Source organism: Kitasatospora sp. NPDC096077, from assembly GCF_040303245.1.
Taxonomy (GTDB): Bacteria; Actinomycetota; Actinomycetes; order Streptomycetales; family Streptomycetaceae; genus Kitasatospora.
This window is the reverse complement of sequence record NZ_JBEOSV010000034.1, coordinates 63,896-82,958: the sequence shown is the minus strand read 5'-3', so window position 1 is coordinate 82,958 and position 19,063 is coordinate 63,896. Positions and strand designations below refer to the sequence as shown.

Genomic DNA, 19,063 nt, shown 5'->3' with positions numbered 1-19,063 from the left:
CCCCACTGACCAGCACCTACTGCCCAGCCGCTCGCAAACTAGCGCGCTCCATCACACCGATCAGGCTGACGCCCGAAGGTCCGGCATTGAGCTCGACTGCTCGATGCAGGGCTGTGCGCACTCGTTCGCGTCCGGCCGTTTCCGGGAAACCACCCCGGCGCGGCGGGCGTTCTGGCATGCTCACCCGAATGCAGCAAGGCCCTCGGTCACCGGGGCCTCACAGAGAGTCAGCCAAGACCCGGGGGTGGGCAGTGCAGATCAGCGCGACGGTGGTCCTCGCAATCGTGATCATCGCCCGCCTACGACGCATCACCCACGCCCGCAGCCGCACCGACGAGGCCTTCACCGTCTTCACCGCCGTCGTCTTCGGCGTCCTGATCGCCACCACCTCCTGGGGCCACGCCATCCTCCAGCTCGTCGGCATCGCCGTCGACGCCACCCGCTGACAGCCCCCTGGCACCGACACCCCGGAAGGACCGACGTGCACCGGACCGGAGCAGCACGTGGCTAGCCGCAGGCCGCCGGCACGCAGGCGCCGAGGACGCCGGCCCGCGCGCCGCGACGACGCCACCTGGCTCGCCTACGGCCTGCTGGCGATCGCAGCGTTCAGCACCGCGGCCGCCGTCCTGCGCTGGCTGGCCGCGAACTGGTGGATCCCCGCCGCCCTCCTCCTCGCAGCCGGAGCCGCCGCCGCGGCCGTCCTGCGAAGCCGCGCCCGCACCGCCCGCGAGCACCGACTGCGCGCCGCCCATCTGCGCCTGGCGCTCAGCGGCCCGGGCGGGATCGACCACATGACGCCGGACGGCTTCGAGTACGCGGTGCGCGACCTGCTGCAGCGCGACGGCTGCCGTGCCCGCAAGGTCGGACGGGCCAACGACCAGAGCGTGGACGTCCTCGCCGAGGACCCGACCGGGCGGCGCTGGGCCGTGCAGTGCAAGCACAAACAGGACCCCGTCGGCGGCAAGCCGGTGGGCGTCGGCGTCCTGTACGCCCTCGCCGGCACCTACCAACGCGCCCACGGCGCCCACCTCGCCGTCGTCGTCACCAACGGCCGCTTCTCCCGCGACGCCCACCGCTGGGGCGCCCAACAAGGAGTCCTCCTCGTCGACCGCACAGCCCTCGCCCACTGGGCCGCCGGCGACCAGCCCCTGTGGAACGTCCTGCCCCACATCCCCCAGCCCCGCAACGGTCGCCTCGGCTGACCGCGCAACAGGGCAGCAACCACTCCCGTCCAATCGAGCCGCGCCGGCAGCCGGGAGGTGGGTTCACCGGGGTTCTACTCGTCGTCGGGGACGGCCTTGATGGTTCGTCGACGGCGCGCGTCGACGTTGCCGACCTTGCGAGGGCCTACGGCCCGGGCGTCGGGGGTGACCTCGGGGGCTTCCAGCGCCTCGCCGACCAGGCGGCGAACCATGGAGGGGCGGGGCTCTACATCGTCTTCTGCGGGGTGATCACGGCCCCGCCCGGGTTGCGGACGGGAGCGGGGTCGTTGGGCGCCCTGAGGGGCACTCAGGGCCCCTCTCGGGCTTGTCAGAGTCCGAGGTCTGAGACAGGTTGGTGCTGGGGCTCCACTCAGTGGGGTCGGCGGGCTGCGGGGCGACGGCGCCGATCTGGGTGAAGTCGGGCTCGTACGTGTCGTCGTCGGGGAAGTGCCGGTCGACTTCGTCGTAGCTGGTCATGTCGACGAACCGGCTGTAGTGGCCCTGGAAAGCGGTGGTGATCGTGGCCGTGGGCCCGTTCCTGTGCTTGGCAACGATCAGGTCGGCCTCCCCCGAGCGCTTGGAGTCCTTCTCGTAGGCATCCTCGCGGTGCAGCAGGATCACGACGTCGGCGTCCTGCTCGATCGAGCCGGACTCACGCAGGTCGGAGATCATCGGGCGTTTGTCGGCGCGTTGCTCGGGGCCGCGGTTGAGCTGGGAGAGCGCGATGACGGGGACACCGAGCTGCTTGGTGAGCAGTTTGAGGTTGCGGGACATGTCGCTGACTTCCTGCTGGCGGTTCTCCGCGCGTCGGCCAGCGCCCTGGAGCAGCTGGAGGTAGTCAACGATGACCAGGTCCAAGCCGCGGCGCTGCTTGATCTTGCGGCAGCGGGCGGCGATGGACAGAGCGGACTGCACGGGGTTGTCGTCGATCAGCAGCGGGGCGTCGGTCATGCGGCTGATTGCCCGGCCGGAGCGCACCCAGTCGTCGTCGGTCATCTCGCCGGAGCGCAGATGGTGCAGCGCCACGCGGCCTTCGGCGGAGACGGCACGCAGCTGGATCTCCTCGCGGCCCATCTCCAGGGAGAACAGGGCGGTGGTGAGGCGGTGGGTGATGCTGGCAGAGCGGGCGATGTCCAGGGCTAGTGTGGATTTCCCGACGGACGGGCGGGCGGCGATGACGATCATCTGGCCGGCCTGGAGGCCTTGGGTGAGCTGGTCCAGGTCGGCGAAGCCGGTCGGCACACCGGTGATCCTGCCCTTGTTGTGCTTGCGGTCCTCGACCTTGCCCATGGTGACGTCCATGCCATCCATCAGCGGCGCGGCGCCGTCGTCGGCGCGCTGGTCGGCTAGGGCCATGACCTCGGCCTGGGCGGCGTTGACGATCTCGTCCACGTCGCCCTCGGCCGCGTAACCCATGCCGACGATCCGGGTGCCGGCCTCGACTAGCCGGCGCAGCACCCCGCGCTCGGCGACGATCTGGGCGTAGTACTCGGCGTTGGCCGCGGTCGGGACGGAGTTGACCAGGGTGTGCAGGTAGGAGGCGCCGCCGACCCGGGCGAGTTCGCCGCGCTTGGTGAGCTCGCCGGCCACGGTGATCGGGTCGGCCGGCTCGCCGCGCCCGTACAGGTCGAGGATCGCGCCGTGGATCATCTCGTGGGCGGGCCGGTAGTAGTTGGTCGGTTTGAGCACCTCGACCACGTCGGCGATGGCGTCCTTGGACAGCAGCATGCCGCCCAGCACGGACTGCTCGGCCGCCAGGTCCTGCGGGGGAACCCTTTCCAACTCGTCCGCGCTGTTCTCGCCCTCGATCTTGGTGCCGCCGTTGGCGACGGTCCGGCTGTGGGAGCGGGGACGGCGGGCGCGGCCGAGGCGCGGGCCGGGGCGTCCGAACCCGGCACGAGGTGTGGCGATGGAGGACTCGGGGGCCAGCCCGAAGTCGTCATCGGGCTCAAGGTGGATCCAGTCGTGCTCATCCATCCCGGCCGCAACTACCTGCGGTGCCGACTCGGGACTCGTGGTGTTCTCGTCGGGTACGTTCAACGTGATCTCTCTTTGGGATCGGACGGCCGCCGGGGCCTGGCAGGGTTGACCGGCGGCCGTCGCACTGTCCGGAAGCAGTCAGCCGGCCAGGAAATCGGCACGCCTGGCGGACTGCCGGCGGGCCTCCTCGGCCTGATGGAGCGCCGCGTCCCGGCTGCGGTCAGCGACCGTCCGCGGCTTCTTGCCCCGCTGGATCAACGCGGCCAGGGCCTGGCGGGCGGACTCGTCGTCGATACCGCGCTGCGCGTCCAGCTCACGACGCTGCCGGTCGACGATCTCGTCCGCCGCACAATGGCGGCATCCGTTGGCCTCCAGGCTCGGGTGTGACGGACATGGGTCCACCGGCTGACGCGGCACGGACCGCGCCATCGGTTCGGCCGGGGCACCGGCGTACTGCGCTTTCGACGCCTCCCCCAGGCCCACCCAGGCGGGCTTCTCTGCAGCCATCCACCGCGCCACCGAGATCAGCCACTCCACCGACTTACCGGACCGCACCAGAGCAGCCGCCGACACCTGGAACTCCCCCAATGCGCCCGACCGACGGTGTGGACCGACTCCGGCAGCCATACGGGCTTCAGACCAAGCCGTCATGATCTGGCGAACCTCCTGCGACAGCTCGTCGGCCGGAGCAGCCGAAGCGGACTCATCCTGGGGCGCGGCCTGATCGTTGGTGCTGTTCCTGTCGTGGATCTTCTTCTTCGTCTCAGCGGAAGGCTCTGGGGCGGTCTCATTCGCCAGAACGTCAGGAGAAGTAGAGGGGACAGAGTTAAAGGACAGAGTTGGGGTGCTTGAAGCACCCGGGGTAGGTGCTTCAAGCACCTGGGTGCTTGAAGCACCTGGGGCAAACTCGGTCAAACAGGGCCTTTCGAGGAGGGGGGTGCTTGAAGCACCCCCCTCCTCGCTCGCGATACTCAAAGGGGGATTCCGCGCGGCCCTCTTGGGCCGTTTCGTCCCCTTGTCTGCTCGGGTCTTCTTAGCCGGTGCGGGCCCCAGATCCGGCCGGTCCTTGGCGCACAGCGGGGCCAGGCCTCGGTCGATGCGCTCCTGGTTGACCTTCTCCATCTGGTCGGGGCTGTAGAAGGAGAAGGGGATCATCAGGTCGTAGACCTTGGGTCGGAAGTCCGCGGCAATCCGGAACGCGGCCCGCTGGTCACCTTCGCGGATAAGGCCACGGGCCTCCATCGCGTTCAGGCGGCGGGTCACCGTCGACTTATCGCACAGGCCGGACCGCGCCAGCGTGTTGCGCGACGGGTAGGCGTCAGTCCCGTCGCTGTTCGCGCGACGGGCCAGGGAGATCAGGATTAGGCGCTCGTACGGGTCCGACACGGGTGAGTGCTCCGCGGCCCACTCGACGGGCAGGAAACTCATCGAGCCACCTCCGATCCGGTGGCGGGCACCAGGACCAGGCTGGCCTGGATGGCAGCCGTGATGGGGACAGTGAAGAGCGGGGCGACACACTCGGGAAGCGGTGTAACGATGCCAAACAAACTGGCGCTACCTCTCGGATGGAGCGCCGTCACGTGGTGGATAGCAGGAATCGGCCAACCAGGACGAGTGGCAGGTGTCTCTCGCCTGTGGACGGGTATGGCTGGTACCGTCGTGACGATGCAGCGCTGGAAGCGATAGCGGCCCCGAAGACGCCAATCTTGGGCCGCTTTCGCATTTTCTGGACTGGTGTGGTGCCCTGGGGTACCAAGTGAGCCTAGGGACTGTCCGCATTGGTAAGGCCGCTTTCAGGGCGCGCCCCTGCCTACTGGCCCATCAAGCCTGCGGCGGCATTTGCCCTCCTTCGCGCTGTTCTGCTATCTCCATGACGAATGCCGGGGCCGTGGACACCTCGGGGCTGCCTCAAGGCCTTCCCGCGACAGGAGAGAACCAGCTGCCATGCGCAGTACCTTGTCCGTTGCCGCAGGTTCGAGCGGCGCTTCGGCCTGTTTCCGTCCTGGCGCCCACGGCCGCATTCGGGCTGCGGCCGTGGGCGTGCAGCCCATGTGGACCGAGTGACTGCCCATCTGACCGTAGAGACAAGTATCCGCACACATGCCGGCGGCCGAACGTGTCCCGATCACAGCCACGAAGGCCGCTGCTGCCGCCGACAAGGCATTCGGCCTGACACATCGCATCTGACGGCCGCCAGCGGAGCTGTGTCGTTGTTCAGGCATGCAGGCCACAATATTCCCCCTCGATTCCCCCTCGAACCACTATATGCAGGCGATCGTAGGAACCGGCAGGACTGGCAGCTGACGAACTGGCATGAATCTTCAACGCCGCCCTCGGAGTTGACCGGATCGCAATCGCCGACGGCCGAATACTTCGCACTCAAACACGCACAAATCAGACAGATTGGACTCATGGGGGGTAAAGTTTCTCCGCGAAGTCGGGAGATGACCAAGCAGAAGGACTACCGCCGACAGTGGCTACGATCTGGCGAGAGCGCCAGACCGTAGAGTCATAGAAGGTTCAAGTGATCCCCCATGCTGCGCAAAGTTGAGCCGCCGAGGTCGTGCGTGATCTTATGGACAGGCGCGCGGGGGCGCGCTGCCAGCACTCTCAGGGGGCAAACCAATGCGAGAGGTCCTGTTCAGACTGTTGGGGCCACTCGATGTACAGATTGACGGAGCTCCGGTCACCTCGGCGGAGCACGTCAGCGGACGGTGCTCACCATGCTGTTGCTGTCGTCCGACCGGATCGTGTCCGTGGATAGCGTCATCGACGCCGTCTGGTCTGGCCCTCCGGCGCACCCACTACGGCCCGTAGCCAGATCGCTATCTGCATCGCCGGTCTGCGCAAGGCGTTCAAGGGGGGTTGCGGAAGACAGTGCGCTGATCACCATGCACCACCCTGGCTACGCCCTCAACCCGTTCGGACACCGCATCAACGTGGCTGCCTTCGACAACACGGTTGGCCAGGCCCGCGAGCGGGCCCGCAGCGGCAAAAACACAGAGGTCTGCGACGCATATGCCGAGGCGCTCTGGCGTGGCCGTGCCCTAGAGGGAGTCACCGGTCCCCGTGTCGAGCAGGAAGCCGGCTGGCTGAAGGAACTGTGCTTGGACGTCCACGAGGCATACGCCGGGCTGCGACTGTAGCTCGGCCGTCACCGCCCCTCGTCCCAGAGCTCTCCATCCTGGTTGCGGACAATCCCGCGAACGCAGCGGACCTGCCGAGGAATGCGACGCGGTAGAAGCCGGAAGGCCGCCACCCGTAGGTGACGGCCTTCCAGTGCTTTCTCAGGGCTTCGGCAGCCTACCGTCGGCTAACGACAACGCCCGGCTGGGCCGGGCGGCTACGCCACTCGACTCCGCGCTGGGCGAGCCGCGCGAGCTGGCCCAGCGTCAGTTGGGGAGTTGGTGGGTGGTGACCAGGGTGCACCAGCAGCGCCGGGCGGATTCCCTGTGCTGGTAGTCCGCCGTCAAATGTTCCGGCGCCGGAGGGCCCGGACGCCGAGGTCGTAGGCCGTGGAGCCGAAGGCGAGGGCGAGGGTGACGGGCGGCCGCACCAGGGGCTCGGCCACCCGTCGGACAACCCCATCACCCCGTGACCCGGCTGTGGGAGCGGTGGGTCCGCACCCTGGGCCGGCATATGTGAGGGGACAGGGTCATGCAGCGGCGTCCTTCAGGCTCCGACGTAGTCCGCCAGGTGCTCGCCCGTGAGGGTGGAGCGGGCGGCGACCAGGTCGGCGGGGGTGCCTTCGAAGACCACCCGGCCGCCGTCGTGGCCCGCGCCGGGGCCGAGGTCGATGATCCAGTCGGCGTGTGCCATGACCGCCTGGTGGTGCTCGATGACGATGACCGACTTGCCGGAGTCGACGAGCCCGTCGAGCAGGCCGAGGAGCTGCTCGACATCCGCGAGGTGCAGGCCGGTGGTCGGCTCGTCGAGGACGTAGATGCCGCCCTTGTCGCCCATGTGCGTTGCCAGCTTGAGGCGTTGGCGCTCGCCGCCGGACAGGGTGTTAAGGGGCTGGCCGAGGGTAAGGTAGCCGAGGCCGACGTCCGCGAGGTGTTCCAGGATCTTGTGCGCGGCCGGGGTGCGGACCTCGCCCGAGCCGAAGAACCTCTCCGCCTCGGTCACCGACATCGCGAGCACCTCGCTGATGTCACGGCCGCCGAGACGGTACTCCAGCACAGAAGCCTGGAACCGCTTCCCGTTGCAGTCCTCGCAAGGGTTGGAGACCCCGGCCACCACGCCCAGGTCGGTGAAGATGACGCCCACGCCGTTGCAGGTGGGGCACGCGCCCTCGGAGTTGGCGCTGAACAGCGCGGGCTTCACACCGTTGGCCTTGGCGAAGACCTTGCGGATCGGTTCGAGCAGGCCCGTGTAAGTCGCCGGATTGCTGCGGCGCGAACCGCGGATCGGGCTCTGGTCGATCGAGACCACGCCCTCGCGCGCTGGGATCGACCCGTGGACGAGCGAGCTCTTTCCGGCACCGGCGACACCGGTGACGACGGTGAGCACGCCGAGCGGGATGTCGACGTCGACCTCGCGGAGGTTGTGCGACGTGGCGCCGCGGATCTCCAGCGCGCCAATACGCTTGCGGACCTGGTCCTTGAGGACGGCCCGGTCGTCGAGGTGGCGGCCGGTGACGGTGTCGGAGGCGCGGAGTCCGTCCAGGGGTCCTTGGAAGCAAACGGTGCCGCCCGCCGTGCCGGCGCCGGGGCCGAGGTCGACCACGTGGTCGGCGATGGCGATGGCCTCCGGTTTGTGCTCCACCACCAGCACCGTGTTGCCCTTGTCACGCAGGCGCAGCAGCAGGTCGTTCATCCGCTGGATGTCGTGCGGGTGCAGGCCGGTGGTGGGTTCGTCGAACACGTACGTGACGTCGGTGAGCGAGGAGCCGAGGTGGCGGATCATCTTGACCCGCTGCGCTTCGCCGCCGGAGAGCGTGCCCGAGGGGCGGTCGAGCGAGAGGTAGCCGAGGCCGATCTCGACGAACGAGTCTAGGGTCTGTTGGAGCGAAGCGAGCAGCGGGGCCACCGAGGGCTCGTCCAGGCCGCGGACCCATTCCGCCAGGTCCCGGATCTCCAGCGTGCAGGCGTCGGCGATGCTGATGCCCGCGATCTTCGAGGAGCGTGCTCCTTCACTGAGCCGGGTGCCCTCGCAGTCCGGGCAGGTGGTGAAGGTGACCGCCCGGTCCACGAATGCCCGGATGTGTGGCTGCAGCGCGTCCTTGTCCTTGGACAGCATGGACTTCTGGATCTTGGGGATCAGGCCCTCGTAGGTGACGTTGACGCCGTTGACCTTGACTTTGGTCGGCTCCCGGTACAGGAAGTCCTGCATCTCCTCCTCGGTGTACTTGCAGATCGGCTTGTCCGGGTCGAGGAAGCCCGAGTTGGCGTAGACGCCGACCGTCCACCAGCTGTCGACCTTCCAGCCAGGAATGGTGAACGCGCCCTCGGAGATCGACTTGCCGTCGTCGTAGAGCTGGGTGAGGTCGATGTCGGAGACCGAGCCGCGGCCCTCGCACCGGGCGCACATGCCGCCGGTGCGGTTGAAGTCGGCCTGGACCGCCTTCTTGTTGCCGCCCTCGACGGTGATCGAAGCGCTCCCCTTCATCGTGGGGACGTTGAAGGAGAAGGCGCTGGGCGGGCCGACGTGCGGTGTGCCGAGGCGGCTGAAGAGGATGCGCAGCATGGCATTGGCGTCGGTGGCGGTGCCGACGGTGGAGCGCGGGTCGGAGCCCATTCGCTGTTGGCCGACGATGATCGCGGCCGTCAGCCCTTCGAGGACGTCGACCTCGGGGCGCGCCTGGGTGGGCATCATGCCCTGCACGAACGTGCTGTAGGTCTCGTTGATCAGCCGCTGGGACTCCGCGGCGATGGTGGCGAACACCAGCGAGCTCTTGCCCGAGCCGGAGATGCCGGTGAACACCGTCAGCCGACGCTTGGGGATCTCGATGCTGACGTCCTTGAGGTTGTTCTCCCGCGCGCCGAGCACGCGGATCAGGTCGTGGCTGTCGGCAGCGTGCGGCGCAGACGACTGCGCGTGGGGGGTGTGCGTCCTCGGGGCCATGCTCGTGGTCTCTCCAAAACTGTTGTACGGATCGCGGCCGTGACGTTCGCGCGAGGCCGCCCGGGCCGCCGTCGCGGCGCGGTTTTTTCTGCGCTCTCCGGCTCCCCGTGGTCCGCGGTGCAACCGAGGAACCGGCTCACCGCAGACCACGGGGAAGCTCCGTTCCCGGCCGAAACGCCTCGGCCCGGGGGCGGAGCCGTGTCCGCTAGCGGCTCAGGGCCCTGAACCGACCCACTGCCAGCGGGAAGAACACCGCCACCAGGGCCACCGGCCACACCACCGCGAGCAGTTCCGCGTGCGTCGCGGCCCAGGAGTCACCCGCCGCGCCCGGGTTGTCGAACAGGCCGCGCACTGCTGTGGCCGTCGCCGACATCGGGTTCCACTCCACGATCGCGCCCAGCCAGGACGGCATCGACCCCGGGGTGGCGATGGCGTTGGAGAGGAAGCTGACGGGCCACACCAGGATCTGCACCGCCTGCACCATCTCCGGCTTGCCCGCGACCATGGCCAGGTGGATGCCGACCCACAGCATCGCGAACCGCAGCAGCAACAGCAGTCCCACCGCGCCCAGGAACGAGGAGAAATCCCCGTGCCAGCGCCATCCGATCGCGTAGCCGACCGCGATCATCACGATCAGCCCGACCACCGACTGGAGCATGTCCGCGATGCTCCGCCCGACCAGGACCGCACCGGAGGCCATCGGCATCGAGCGGAACCGGTCGATGATCCCCTTGCCCAGGTCCTGGGTGACGGAGAGCATCGTGGACTCGAGGCCGAAGGCCATCGTCATGGTGAGCATGCCGGGCACCAGGTAGTCCTTGAAATTCCCCTCGATGCCCCGGCCGCCACCGATCAGGTAGCTGAACATCAGCAGCATCATCACCGGGAAGACCAGCCCGACGACCACCTGCACGGGCTGCCGTGCCCAGTGGGCCAGCTCGCGCCTGGTCATCGTCCAGGAGTCGGCTGCCGCCCAGCCCAGCTTCGAACCCGTGCCGCCGGCGGTTTCCGTACCGCGGGTCGCCTTCATACTCTGGACCGTGGTCATGCCGCGTCCGCCTCCGTCTTCGTCAGGTGCATGAAGACCTCGTCGAGCGTCGGCCGCCGCACCGCGATGTCCTCCGCCACGATTCCGGCCGCCTCCAGTGCCCGCACGGTCTCGGTCAGCGCCGCGATCCGGTCGTTGACCGAGGCGCTCACCAGCCGACGGTCCTCGTCCACGGTCGCCTCCCCGGGCAGCAGCGAGGCCGCCCGGGCCAGCTGGCCCGTGTCGTGCAGGACCACGTCGATGCGGTCGCCGCCCGTCCTGGTCTTCAGCTCGTCCGCCGTGCCCTGGGCGATGACCTTCCCGTGGTTGATCACCGCGATCTGGTCAGCCAGCTGATCGGCCTCCTCCAGGTACTGCGTGGTCAGCAGCACCGTCGTGCCGCTACTGACCAGCGAGCGCACCGCGTTCCACACCTCCGTGCGGCCGCGGGGATCAAGCCCGGTCGTGGGCTCGTCCAGGAAGAGCACCTGCGGTTCGGAGATGAGGGAGGCCGCCAGGTCGAGGCGTCGCCGCATCCCGCCGCTGTACTGCTTGATGGCCTTCGTTCCGGTGTCTTCGAGTCCGAACCGGGTGAGGAGCTCCTCGGCCCGGGTGCTCGCGCGGCGCGCGCCCAGGTGGTACAGGCGGCCGAACATCTCCAGGTTCTGCCGGCCGCTGAGCTCCTCGTCGACGGCGGCGTTCTGGCCGAGCAGCCCGATCCGCGAGCGCACCTCGCCAGCGCGGGTCCTGGCGTCGATCCCCGCCACCTCGACCCGGCCCTCGTCAGGGCGCAGCAGCGTGGACATGATGCGGACGGTCGTGGTCTTGCCGGCGCCGTTCGGGCCGAGAATCCCCTGGACGGTTCCGCTGCGGACGGTGAGGTCGAGGCCGTCGAGAGCCTGCTTGTCCCCGTACTTCTTCCGCAGGCCCTCGACGACGATCGCCAGATCGTGGTCAGTCACAGCCTTCCCCTCCAGCCACTAATCAAACTTGACTAAGCTAGGAAGGTAGCCCGTTTCCCGCGGCTGGTCAAATTTGATTACTCTGACTTGATGAGGAAGGATCCACTCATGTCTGCGATCCGGCTACTGGTCCTCGGCGCCGTCCGTCAGCACGGACGGGCGCACGGCTACCAGGTGCGCAACGACCTGGAGTTCTGGGGGGCCCACGAGTGGTCCACCGCCAAGCCGGGCTCGATCTACCACGCGCTCAAGCAGATGGCGAAGCAGGGACTCCTCGTCGCACACGAGGTCGCACCGAGCGCCGTCGGCGGCCCGCCCCGCGTCGAGTACGAGATCACCGACAAGGGCACCGCGGAGTACTTCGATCTACTGCGCGAGGCCCTGACCTCGTACGACCAGAAGATAGACATGCTCTCGGCCGGGCTCGGGTTCATCGTCGACCTGCCTCGGGATGAGGCCGTCGCGCTCCTCAAGGAACGGATCGCGGGGCTCGAACGGTGGCGAGCCGGGGTCACGGAGTACTACATGCCGCAGAACGGCCCCGAACAGCTCGGGCACATCGGCGAGATCATGAACATGTGGGTGCACTCGGCCGACAGCGAGGCGGAATGGACGCACAGCCTGATCGGGCGGGTCGAGGACGGCGCATACACCTTCGCGGGGGAGGGCGAACCGTTCGTGGGGGTGCTCGCGGAGGGCGAGCCGAACCCGTTCGCCGCTGAGCCCCATCCCGAGGACCTCCACTACTGAGAGATCGTTTTCTCCCGTTGCGGGCATCGGACAGATCACTCGGATACGGGTGTCGCGATGGCGTATCTCCGGCGTACTGCTGCGAACCGAGTGCGCCCAGGCGTACGGCGATGACGGCCGAAGCACACAGCCGCGGCGCCCGCCGGACGTCCTGAGATGAGACAGGCGCAAACTGCATCCCGTCCCACCCGCCACCGCACCCGCCCCGTAGGCCCCAGCTACATCTGCCGCCTCTTTCGTGCCACAGCTCGGGGGACCAAGAACCACCTCACATATGGGTAGTTAAGGAGAAAACGACCTCTGAGGTCGAACACTGGTTGCCGACCCGGCACGGCAGGCCGGCGTACCACCGCGACGGCCGGATGGTCGGGTACGTCCTGCTGGGTCCGACGGCCAAGCCGTCCCGTTCCTCCGGCACGTTCCGGCGACGAGTGTTCTGACTGCTTCCGCACGGCCCGGGACGCCGCTCCTGACGGGCTGTACGCCAAGGGCCGCCGGCGGAGGTCGTGGATGCCCGAACTCCGGCACCGGGCACCAAGGGGTCCAAGACCGAGCGGTCGGAAAGCGGCCCCATGTCCTCGGGGATGCGGGGGCTGCTGCCGTGGCCCCCCGCGGGGGCACCTCAGTGGAGGCCGTCCTTCCCGGCAGTAGCGGGAGCCGGCAGGCCGACGAGTGAGCTCGGCGTGCATGCGCTAGGAGATCGCTTTGTTTGTCAAGGGGATGGTAAAGAAATGGTTCTCCCTATATATTTCTTTACTCACGGGCGGTTTGGTCCAACGGAAAGGGCGCTGCCGTGCAGGCGGAGCATCGTATGCGGACGCAGGCGGCGCTGATCGGCGGGCCACCCGTCGGGATGCTCGTGGCGTCCGAGTCGGCCGCGCACGAAGTCGATACCGCGCTCCTCGAATCGGAGGCCAGCGTGTCCGAGCAACCGAAGGCAACCGCACTACACGCGCGGTCTGTGCAGTGCCCGGTTCGGCGAGATCGTCTGCCTGGACGGGCGGCCCCGTGCGCCCGCGCCGCGGCCAGACGCCCCTTCCGCTTCGCGGGTCTGCCCGGCTTGGTGGTCACGGCCCCCGAACGGGAACCGGAGCCGGTCCTGAGATGCCGTCAGGCGGAGCTTGAAAGACCTTCCGAGGTGCGGGCCTGGGCGGCCGGGGCACGGATCCTGCGTGAGCACCGGGTGATCGAGGTCGTTTAGAAGGGCGGCGGGGTCCGGGACGAGGCCGAGGGCTCACACCGGCCTCGGTGCCGGGGTGCTGGACACGCTCAACCCGGGTTGGAAGTCAGCGCCCGCGGTGCACGGAGCGGCGGGCGCAGGGCTGATCGACACCTGTGACCCGGAGCGCCAGCCGGTGGCCCAGCGGGTTACCGGCAACACGCAGACGCAACTCGCGCTGATGCGGCCGGGACCCGAACTCAACGCCTTGCGGGTGGTGTTCAGCGGCCTGTCGGCGGCCGACCGCGAAGGCGGGCAGTTCGGCGACATGATCAGCACCCAGGACTTGGACCTCCCGGACCACCACCGGGAGTCCCTGCCCTGCGGCGGAGCTTTACTGAGGCCGGATTGACTGAGCTCGGCCAATCCACGGACAGGGGGAGTAGTACAGCGTGGACATCGAATTACTGGGCACTCTGGCGGTTCGGGAGCAGGGGCGCTCCATCACACCTACCGCCCCCAAGCCGCGCCAGGTGCTGGCGCTGCTGGCACTTCATGCCGACCAGGTCGTTCCGATCTCGGCTCTGATCGAGGAGCTGTGGGCGGGAACACCGCCACGCAGCGCCCGCACTACGCTGCAGACCTACGTGCTGCAGCTGAGGGCCCTCATCGCGACGGCCCTGGGGCAGGGCGATGGCGAGGGCGCGGGAGGCGGCGCGGGCCGGCGTACGGCCAAGGACGTGCTGGTCACGGTGCCCGGCGGCTACCTACTCGACACCGGTAACGGCACCAGCGACGTCCGCGAGTTCGACCGGCTCGCCGGCAGGGGCTACCGGGCCATGGACGCGGGTGACTTCCCGGGCGCCGCCCGGCTGCTGCGTGAGGCGCTGTCCCTGTGGTCGGGGCCGGCCTTCGCCGACGTGAACGGCGGCATCCAGCTGGACACGGAGGCTCTGCGGCTGGAAGAGACCCGGCTGTGCGCCCTCGACCAGCGCATCGAGGCCGATCTGCGGATCGGGCGGCACCGGGAGCTGCTGGCAGAACTGACCGTGCTGGCCAGCCGGTACCGCACCCACGAGAACCTGCACGGCCAGTTCATGCTGGCCTTGCACCGCTCCGGCCGCAGGGGCGAGGCCCTCGATGTCTACCAGCGGCTGCACCAGACCCTGGTGCGCGAGCTCGGGCTTGAACCTTCGGCCGCACTGCGCAGGCTGCAGCGTTCGATCCTCATGGCCGGCCCCGACAGCCCCGTGGGGGCGGCGGAGACCAACGGTGAGCGACTCCTCCGCGCCGGCTGAGATGGCTGCCCTCGACACCAATGACGCGGCCGCGCACGCCCCCGAGGGCCGGACGCGCGCCCGGCCGGGCCGGCGACCACCGGAAGGACGCCGAATCGTTTAGACCGTATGAGGTGCGCTGCCACCGCAAGCAGCGCACCTCATACGGTCTACTGACCTTGAAGGCGTCTTGTCGTGGGGGCTGACGGTTGGTGATCGTCGCGGTATGCCGGGTGTATGAGGTATCCGCAGGGTGGGGGTCTGACCGCGGAGCGGCAAGCGTTCCGTGAGCGGATCCGGATGGGAAGCAGTCACGCTGCCGGTGCCGATGCCGGTGCCGGACGGCGACCGGCAGAACCTCCGCTCCAGCGTGCCGGATTCCGACACCCCGCTCACGTGTGACCGCGCCATACTTCCCATGACATCGGCCCTACCAAACATTTCCGGCGGGAATCGTCGAATGCAGCAGCTCCGGGGGACTGGAGAACTTCACTCGTTGGAGGTGGGCTTGATACAGACTCAAGAAATCTGGGTCGTTGCCCTGAGCCCCGCTATTGTGACCCGAGTGAAGGCTTGAAATCGATGGGAACTCGACGACGAGCGGAGAAACCGTGAAGATTCAGGTTCTGGGTCCGTTGAACGCCGAGGTCAACGGGGAATCGATTGCTCCGACGGCCAGCAAACCGCGCCAGATTCTGGCGCTGCTCGCGCTCTACCCGGGCCGGGTGATGCCCGTGCCCACCCTGATGGAGGAGGTCTGGGGCACCGAACTGCCGCAGAGCGCGCTCACCACGCTGCAGACCTACATACTGCAGCTGCGCCGCAGGCTCGGTACGGCCATGGGGAGGGCCGATCCAGGCGGAGCCAAGGAGGTGCTCGCCACCCGGCACGGCGGCTACCTGCTCCAGATCGCCCCGGAGAGCGTGGACGTCCACGAGTACGACCGGTTGGTCGCCGAGGGCCAGAGCGCCTTCGAGGCGGGCGACGACGAGCGGGCCGCCGCCCGGCTGCGGAAGGCGCTCGGGCTCTGGCAGGGCCCGGCCCTGGTCGACGTGCGTGTGGGCCCGATCCTGGAGATCGATGTCATGCGGCTGGAGGAGAGCCGGCTGGTGACCGTGGAGCGGCGAATCGACGTCGACCTGCGGCTGGGCCGACACACCGAGCTCATCGCCGAGCTTACCGAGCTGATCGCCCGGCACCCGCAGCACGAGAGCCTGCACTCGCAGGCGATGGTGGCGCTCTACCGCTCCGGCCGCCAGGCCACCGCACTGGACATCTACCGGAGACTGCGAGTGCGCCTAATCGACGAACTCGGTGTCGAGCCCTCGCCGCAGCTCCAGCGGCTCCACCAGGCGATGCTGGCGGTGGACCCGGCGCTGGACGTGATTGCGGGCTCCCGGCGGGGATCCACGTTCGACCTGTACGTAGGCTGAGGCGCCTGCCTGGCGAGCGGACCGCGGCCGGCCGCGGTCCGCTGCCGCTTCGTTGCTGCTCCCGTGATCGTCCACGCAGTACGGAGAGTTACTTTCCAACGCGTCCTCGAAGCGCCCTCTAAGGCCCCTCCACCAGCGCGCCCGAGGCTGGGCAGCACGACCGAGCGAGAGCCCCCGGAACAACCGGGCCGAACAGGGTGGAGCAGGCACGTGACAATCTTGGTGACTGGAGCGACGGGGGCCGTGGGCCGGCCTTTGGTCGGTCAGCTCGTCGCGGCGGGTGAGTCGGTGCGAGCGGTAACGCGCAACCCGGCCACCGCGGCTCTGCCGGAGCCGGTCGAGGTCTTCGAGGGCGACTTGGAGAAGCCCGAGAGCCTGCGCGCGGCCTTTGCCGGAGTGGACCGCCTCTACCTCTTTCCGGTACCGGAGACCGCCCGCGAGGTCGTCGCTCTGGCCAAGGAGGCCGGTGTCCGCCGGATCGTGGTCCTCTCCTCCTCCTCGGTCCTCGACACCTCAGGCGACAACCACAGCGGTGAGTACCACCGGGCCGTCGAGCGCGCCGTGGAGGAGTCCGGCATCGAATGGACCTTCGTCCGCCCCGATGAGTTCGCGACGAACGTGCTGTGGAAGTGGGGCCACTCCATCCGTACAGAGGGCCTCGTGCGCGCCCCCTACGGCAACGCGACGCGGGTGCTGATCCACGAGTCCGACGTCGCGGCCGTGGCCGTGGCCGCCCTCCGGTCCGGTGAGCACGCCGGCCGAGCCTACGTGCTCACCGGACCGGAGGCCCTCACCCAGGTCGAGCAGGTCCGGCAGATCGCCCGGGCCATCGGCCGCCCGGTCGCCTTTGAGGAGATCACCGCGGACCGGGCCCGGGAGGCCATGGGCCAGGTCATGCCCGCGCAGGTGGTCGAGATGGTCTTGCGTTACCTCGCCGACGCGGTCGTCAACCCACCCACCCCGGTCGACACCGTCGAGAAGGTCACCGGCCGCCCCGCACTGACCTTCGCCCGTTGGGCCGCCGACCATGCCGTCGACTTCGCCCCGCAGTCGCTGGAGAGCACGGCATGAGCCTGGACTCCGTCGAGCAGCCCGCATCCGGCACCGCTGACGGGACGCCCCGCACCGGCGCCAACGCGCTGGTGCGGATGACCGGCAGCGGCGAACCCGAGGAGCGGATCCACACCGCCGAGGGCACCCGGCCCACCGCCGGCAAGGGCAGCGTCCTGGTCGAGGTGGAGGCAGCCGGCGTGTCCTACGCCGAGGTGCAGATGCTCCAGCACCTCCACCCGTTCCCTCCCAGGTTCCCCTTCGTTCCCGGCTACGACCTGGTCGGGCGGATCGTCGAGGTCGGCCCCGGCGTCACCGGTTGGAAGAGCGGCGACCGGGTCGCTGCCATGCCCCGCAAGGGCGCCTGGCAGCGATTCGTCGAACTGCCCGCCAAGACCCTGGCCGCCGTCCCCGAGGAGCTAGACGCGGCCGTGGCCGTGGCCCTGGTCGCCAACGGGGTCACCGCCTACCAGATGCTGCACCGCCTCGCCCGCCTGCGGCCGGGCCGGCCCGTCCTGGTACACGGAGCGAGCGGGGGCGTCGGCGCCCTGCTCACCCAGCTCGCCGTCCACCACGGCCTGCGGGTCATCGGCACCGCCTCGCCCGCCAAGCACGACACCGTGCGGGAGCTCGGTGCGGAGCCGCTCGACTACCACACCCCCGACATCGTCGCGGCCGTGCGTGAACTCGCCCCGCAGGGCGTCCAGGCCGTCTTCGACCACATCGGCGGCCGGGGCCTCGACGCCAGCTGGATGATGCTCGCCCGCGGCGGCGTCCTGGTCTCCTTCGACTCCTCCGTGGCGGGCTACCGCCCCGGGCAGTGGTTCCGGCCGCATGTCCCGGCCCTGCGCCGTACCGTGACCCGCTTCTTCGCCCGGCTCCTCGGCCTCACTCGGGGCCGCCGGATGAGCATGTACTACGTCAAGCCAGGCCCGGATTTCAACACCGACTACGCGCAGCTGTGCAGGCTCGCTGCAGACGGCGTCCTGACTCCCCGCATCGCCGGCCGCCACCCGCTGGACGGAGCCGCTGCCGCAGTGCGCGCCCTGCTGGTCGGCAGCAGCGTCGGCAAACACGTCCTGACTCCCTGAGCCTTTCCACTCCGTATCAGACGAGGGAATTCCACCATGACCGCAACGGTGAACGAGCGTCCCGCCGGCCAGAGCGTGCAGGTGCGCAACAAGGAGATCGCGCTCGCCTGTGCCGCCGCCTGGAACCGCTGGGAGCTGGACGGCATCACCAGGCACTGGGCCCCGGACGTCAAGCACTTCTCCGAGGACCGCCTGGTCGACACCCAACAGATGATCGGCGCCATGCAAGGAGGCCTCGCCGCCTTCCCCGACCTCCACCTGGACGTCAAGAGCATCGTCGCCGAGGGCGACCGCGTCATCCTGCGTATCACGGTGACCGGCACCCACCTCGGCCAGTTCTTCGGCAAGGCCCCGACCGGGAAGAAGGTGAGCTGGTTCATGCTCGAGGAGCTTCTATTCAACGACGCAGGCCAGATCATCGAGCACTATGACGTCTTCAACTATCTGCCGATGCTGAAGAAGCTGGAGTTCGTCCCCGCCGACGTCCTCTGAGCTGGCCGATCCCCCGCGGGAACCCCTGGGTTCCCGCGGGGGACTGCCGTTGGCCGGCGCTGACGCGCCCGGGCTCAGGCTAGGTCGTCCCGGGTGACCGTACGGGCCGACACCTGCAGCTTGCCGCCCTCACCCCGGACCAGCACGTCCTCGCAGACGCACACCCGGTGCACCCGGGACTCGCCGCCGATCTCGGAGGCGTAGACGATGGCGTACGAGCGGACGGCCACGGCGCCGTCGGGGCGGGGCCGGACGTCCAGCATGCCCATGAAGTGCCGGTGCCGCTGCCCGGCCGCGGCGAGCTCTGCGTGGCTGCGGGTCGTCGCCACGATCAGGCTGGCCCGGCCCCGCACGGGCTCCGGCAGCGTCGGCACGGCGAAGGTCGCGTCCTCGGTGAAGGTCGCAGCCCAGCGCTCCGCCTCGGCGAGGTCGAGGAGTTGCATCTGGTGCGCGTAGAACTGTTGCACCTCGGCGTGGAGCGGGGCGTTCCAGGCCGTGGTTCCGGGGGCGAGGTCGGGCGCGGTCGTCATGAGGTCTCCGTTTCGTTCCTTGGTTGCGCCCATGCTGTGCGCCG

The 19,063-nt window shown here is 69.0% G+C and carries 17 protein-coding genes and 2 pseudogenes; 12 read left to right on the top strand and 7 right to left on the bottom strand.

The features are described 5' to 3' along the window. The first annotated feature begins 251 nt into the window (after positions 1–251). Entirely contained in the window at positions 252–446 is a 195-nt protein-coding gene (locus ABTZ03_RS26470; protein WP_350515568.1) for a hypothetical protein, read from the top strand. 57 nt (positions 447–503) lie between these two features. Then, positions 504–1,202, top strand: coding sequence for a restriction endonuclease (locus ABTZ03_RS26465; protein ID WP_350515567.1), 699 nt, complete (start codon positions 504–506; stop codon positions 1,200–1,202). 74 nt (positions 1,203–1,276) lie between these two features. Here ABTZ03_RS26465 and ABTZ03_RS26460 read toward each other — a convergent pair whose 3' ends face one another. From ABTZ03_RS26460 to ABTZ03_RS26450, 3 genes are all read right to left on the bottom strand, one after another. Beyond that, positions 1,277–1,414, bottom strand: a complete 138-nt coding sequence (locus ABTZ03_RS26460) for a hypothetical protein (RefSeq protein WP_350515566.1) — start codon at positions 1,412–1,414, stop codon at positions 1,277–1,279. Positions 1,415–1,451: 37 nt separating this feature from the next. Continuing rightward, positions 1,452–3,179, bottom strand: a complete 1,728-nt coding sequence (gene dnaB, locus ABTZ03_RS26455; RefSeq protein ID WP_350515565.1) for a replicative DNA helicase — start codon at positions 3,177–3,179, stop codon at positions 1,452–1,454. Between the two features lie 141 nt (positions 3,180–3,320). After that, positions 3,321–4,610: a helix-turn-helix domain-containing protein gene (locus ABTZ03_RS26450; RefSeq protein ID WP_350515564.1), complete on the bottom strand. Its 1,290-nt coding sequence runs from the start codon at positions 4,608–4,610 to the stop codon at positions 3,321–3,323. Positions 4,611–5,905: 1,295 nt separating this feature from the next. On the opposite strand from ABTZ03_RS26450, the gene ABTZ03_RS26445 reads away from it, so the two are divergent. Then, positions 5,906–6,328 carry an AfsR/SARP family transcriptional regulator gene (locus ABTZ03_RS26445; protein ID WP_350515563.1) on the top strand — a complete coding sequence of 141 codons (423 nt, stop codon included), beginning with the start codon at positions 5,906–5,908 and terminating at the stop codon, positions 6,326–6,328. A 526-nt stretch (positions 6,329–6,854) separates the two neighbouring features. Here ABTZ03_RS26445 and ABTZ03_RS26440 read toward each other — a convergent pair. The 3 genes from ABTZ03_RS26440 to ABTZ03_RS26430 form a co-directional block, all read right to left on the bottom strand. Continuing rightward, the gene (locus tag ABTZ03_RS26440) at positions 6,855–9,248 is read right to left on the bottom strand and encodes an ATP-binding cassette domain-containing protein (protein ID WP_350515562.1); all 2,394 of its coding nucleotides are present in this window, start codon (positions 9,246–9,248) and stop codon (positions 6,855–6,857) included. Positions 9,249–9,453: 205 nt separating this feature from the next. Continuing rightward, entirely contained in the window at positions 9,454–10,278 is an 825-nt protein-coding gene (locus tag ABTZ03_RS26435; protein ID WP_350515561.1) for an ABC transporter permease, read from the bottom strand. 14 nt (positions 10,279–10,292) lie between these two features. Further along, a complete protein-coding gene (locus ABTZ03_RS26430) occupies positions 10,293–11,237 on the bottom strand; it encodes an ATP-binding cassette domain-containing protein (protein WP_350515560.1) in 945 nt (314 codons plus the stop codon). A 108-nt stretch (positions 11,238–11,345) separates the two neighbouring features. Between ABTZ03_RS26430 and ABTZ03_RS26425 the strand changes: the two genes are divergently transcribed. From ABTZ03_RS26425 to ABTZ03_RS26385, 9 genes and pseudogenes are all read left to right on the top strand, one after another. Further along, positions 11,346–11,987, top strand: coding sequence for a PadR family transcriptional regulator (locus tag ABTZ03_RS26425; protein ID WP_350515559.1), 642 nt, complete (start codon positions 11,346–11,348; stop codon positions 11,985–11,987). A 317-nt stretch (positions 11,988–12,304) separates the two neighbouring features. Next, positions 12,305–12,574, top strand: a pseudogene (locus ABTZ03_RS44280) (DUF6009 family protein); the annotation flags it as partial. A gap of 224 nt (positions 12,575–12,798) precedes the next feature. Next, the gene (locus tag ABTZ03_RS26415) at positions 12,799–13,188 is read left to right on the top strand and encodes an FAD-dependent monooxygenase (RefSeq protein ID WP_350515557.1); all 390 of its coding nucleotides are present in this window, start codon (positions 12,799–12,801) and stop codon (positions 13,186–13,188) included. A gap of 37 nt (positions 13,189–13,225) precedes the next feature. After that, positions 13,226–13,558: pseudogene (locus ABTZ03_RS26410) on the top strand (FAD-dependent monooxygenase); the annotation flags it as partial. Between the two features lie 40 nt (positions 13,559–13,598). Beyond that, on the top strand, positions 13,599–14,444 hold the full coding sequence (locus ABTZ03_RS26405; protein WP_350515555.1) for an AfsR/SARP family transcriptional regulator: 846 nt from the start codon (positions 13,599–13,601) through the stop codon (positions 14,442–14,444). 590 nt (positions 14,445–15,034) lie between these two features. Continuing rightward, positions 15,035–15,856, top strand: coding sequence for an AfsR/SARP family transcriptional regulator (locus ABTZ03_RS26400; RefSeq protein ID WP_350515554.1), 822 nt, complete (start codon positions 15,035–15,037; stop codon positions 15,854–15,856). A gap of 210 nt (positions 15,857–16,066) precedes the next feature. Continuing rightward, positions 16,067–16,927, top strand: a complete 861-nt coding sequence (locus tag ABTZ03_RS26395) for an NAD(P)H-binding protein (RefSeq protein WP_350515553.1) — start codon at positions 16,067–16,069, stop codon at positions 16,925–16,927. Continuing rightward, entirely contained in the window at positions 16,924–17,997 is a 1,074-nt protein-coding gene (locus ABTZ03_RS26390) for an alcohol dehydrogenase catalytic domain-containing protein (RefSeq protein ID WP_350515552.1), read from the top strand. Before ABTZ03_RS26395 ends, ABTZ03_RS26390 begins: the two co-directional genes overlap by 4 nt. A gap of 36 nt (positions 17,998–18,033) precedes the next feature. Beyond that, positions 18,034–18,489: an ester cyclase gene (locus ABTZ03_RS26385; protein WP_350515551.1), complete on the top strand. Its 456-nt coding sequence runs from the start codon at positions 18,034–18,036 to the stop codon at positions 18,487–18,489. Between the two features lie 74 nt (positions 18,490–18,563). Here ABTZ03_RS26385 and ABTZ03_RS26380 read toward each other — a convergent pair whose 3' ends face one another. Then, on the bottom strand, positions 18,564–19,019 hold the full coding sequence (locus tag ABTZ03_RS26380; protein WP_350515550.1) for a nuclear transport factor 2 family protein: 456 nt from the start codon (positions 19,017–19,019) through the stop codon (positions 18,564–18,566). Between the last annotated feature and the right edge of the window lie 44 nt (positions 19,020–19,063).

Excerpts from the sequence above, each read along its gene's own strand:
- ABTZ03_RS26425 (WP_350515559.1), top strand. The coding sequence starts at position 11,346 with ATGTCTGCGATCCGGCTACTGGTCCTCGGCGCCGTCCGTCAGCACGGA.
- ABTZ03_RS26445 (WP_350515563.1), top strand. The coding sequence starts at position 5,906 with ATGCTGTTGCTGTCGTCCGACCGGATCGTGTCCGTGGATAGCGTCATC.
- ABTZ03_RS26385 (WP_350515551.1), top strand. The coding sequence starts at position 18,034 with ATGACCGCAACGGTGAACGAGCGTCCCGCCGGCCAGAGCGTGCAGGTG.
- ABTZ03_RS26440 (WP_350515562.1), bottom strand. The coding sequence starts at position 9,248 with ATGGCCCCGAGGACGCACACCCCCCACGCGCAGTCGTCTGCGCCGCAC.
- ABTZ03_RS26450 (WP_350515564.1), bottom strand. The coding sequence starts at position 4,610 with ATGAGTTTCCTGCCCGTCGAGTGGGCCGCGGAGCACTCACCCGTGTCG.
- ABTZ03_RS26390 (WP_350515552.1), top strand. The coding sequence starts at position 16,924 with ATGAGCCTGGACTCCGTCGAGCAGCCCGCATCCGGCACCGCTGACGGG.
- ABTZ03_RS26415 (WP_350515557.1), top strand. The coding sequence starts at position 12,799 with ATGCGGACGCAGGCGGCGCTGATCGGCGGGCCACCCGTCGGGATGCTC.
- ABTZ03_RS26380 (WP_350515550.1), bottom strand. The coding sequence starts at position 19,019 with ATGACGACCGCGCCCGACCTCGCCCCCGGAACCACGGCCTGGAACGCC.
- ABTZ03_RS26460 (WP_350515566.1), bottom strand. The coding sequence starts at position 1,414 with ATGGTTCGCCGCCTGGTCGGCGAGGCGCTGGAAGCCCCCGAGGTCACC.
- dnaB (WP_350515565.1), bottom strand. The coding sequence starts at position 3,179 with ATGGATGAGCACGACTGGATCCACCTTGAGCCCGATGACGACTTCGGG.
- ABTZ03_RS26435 (WP_350515561.1), bottom strand. The coding sequence starts at position 10,278 with ATGAAGGCGACCCGCGGTACGGAAACCGCCGGCGGCACGGGTTCGAAG.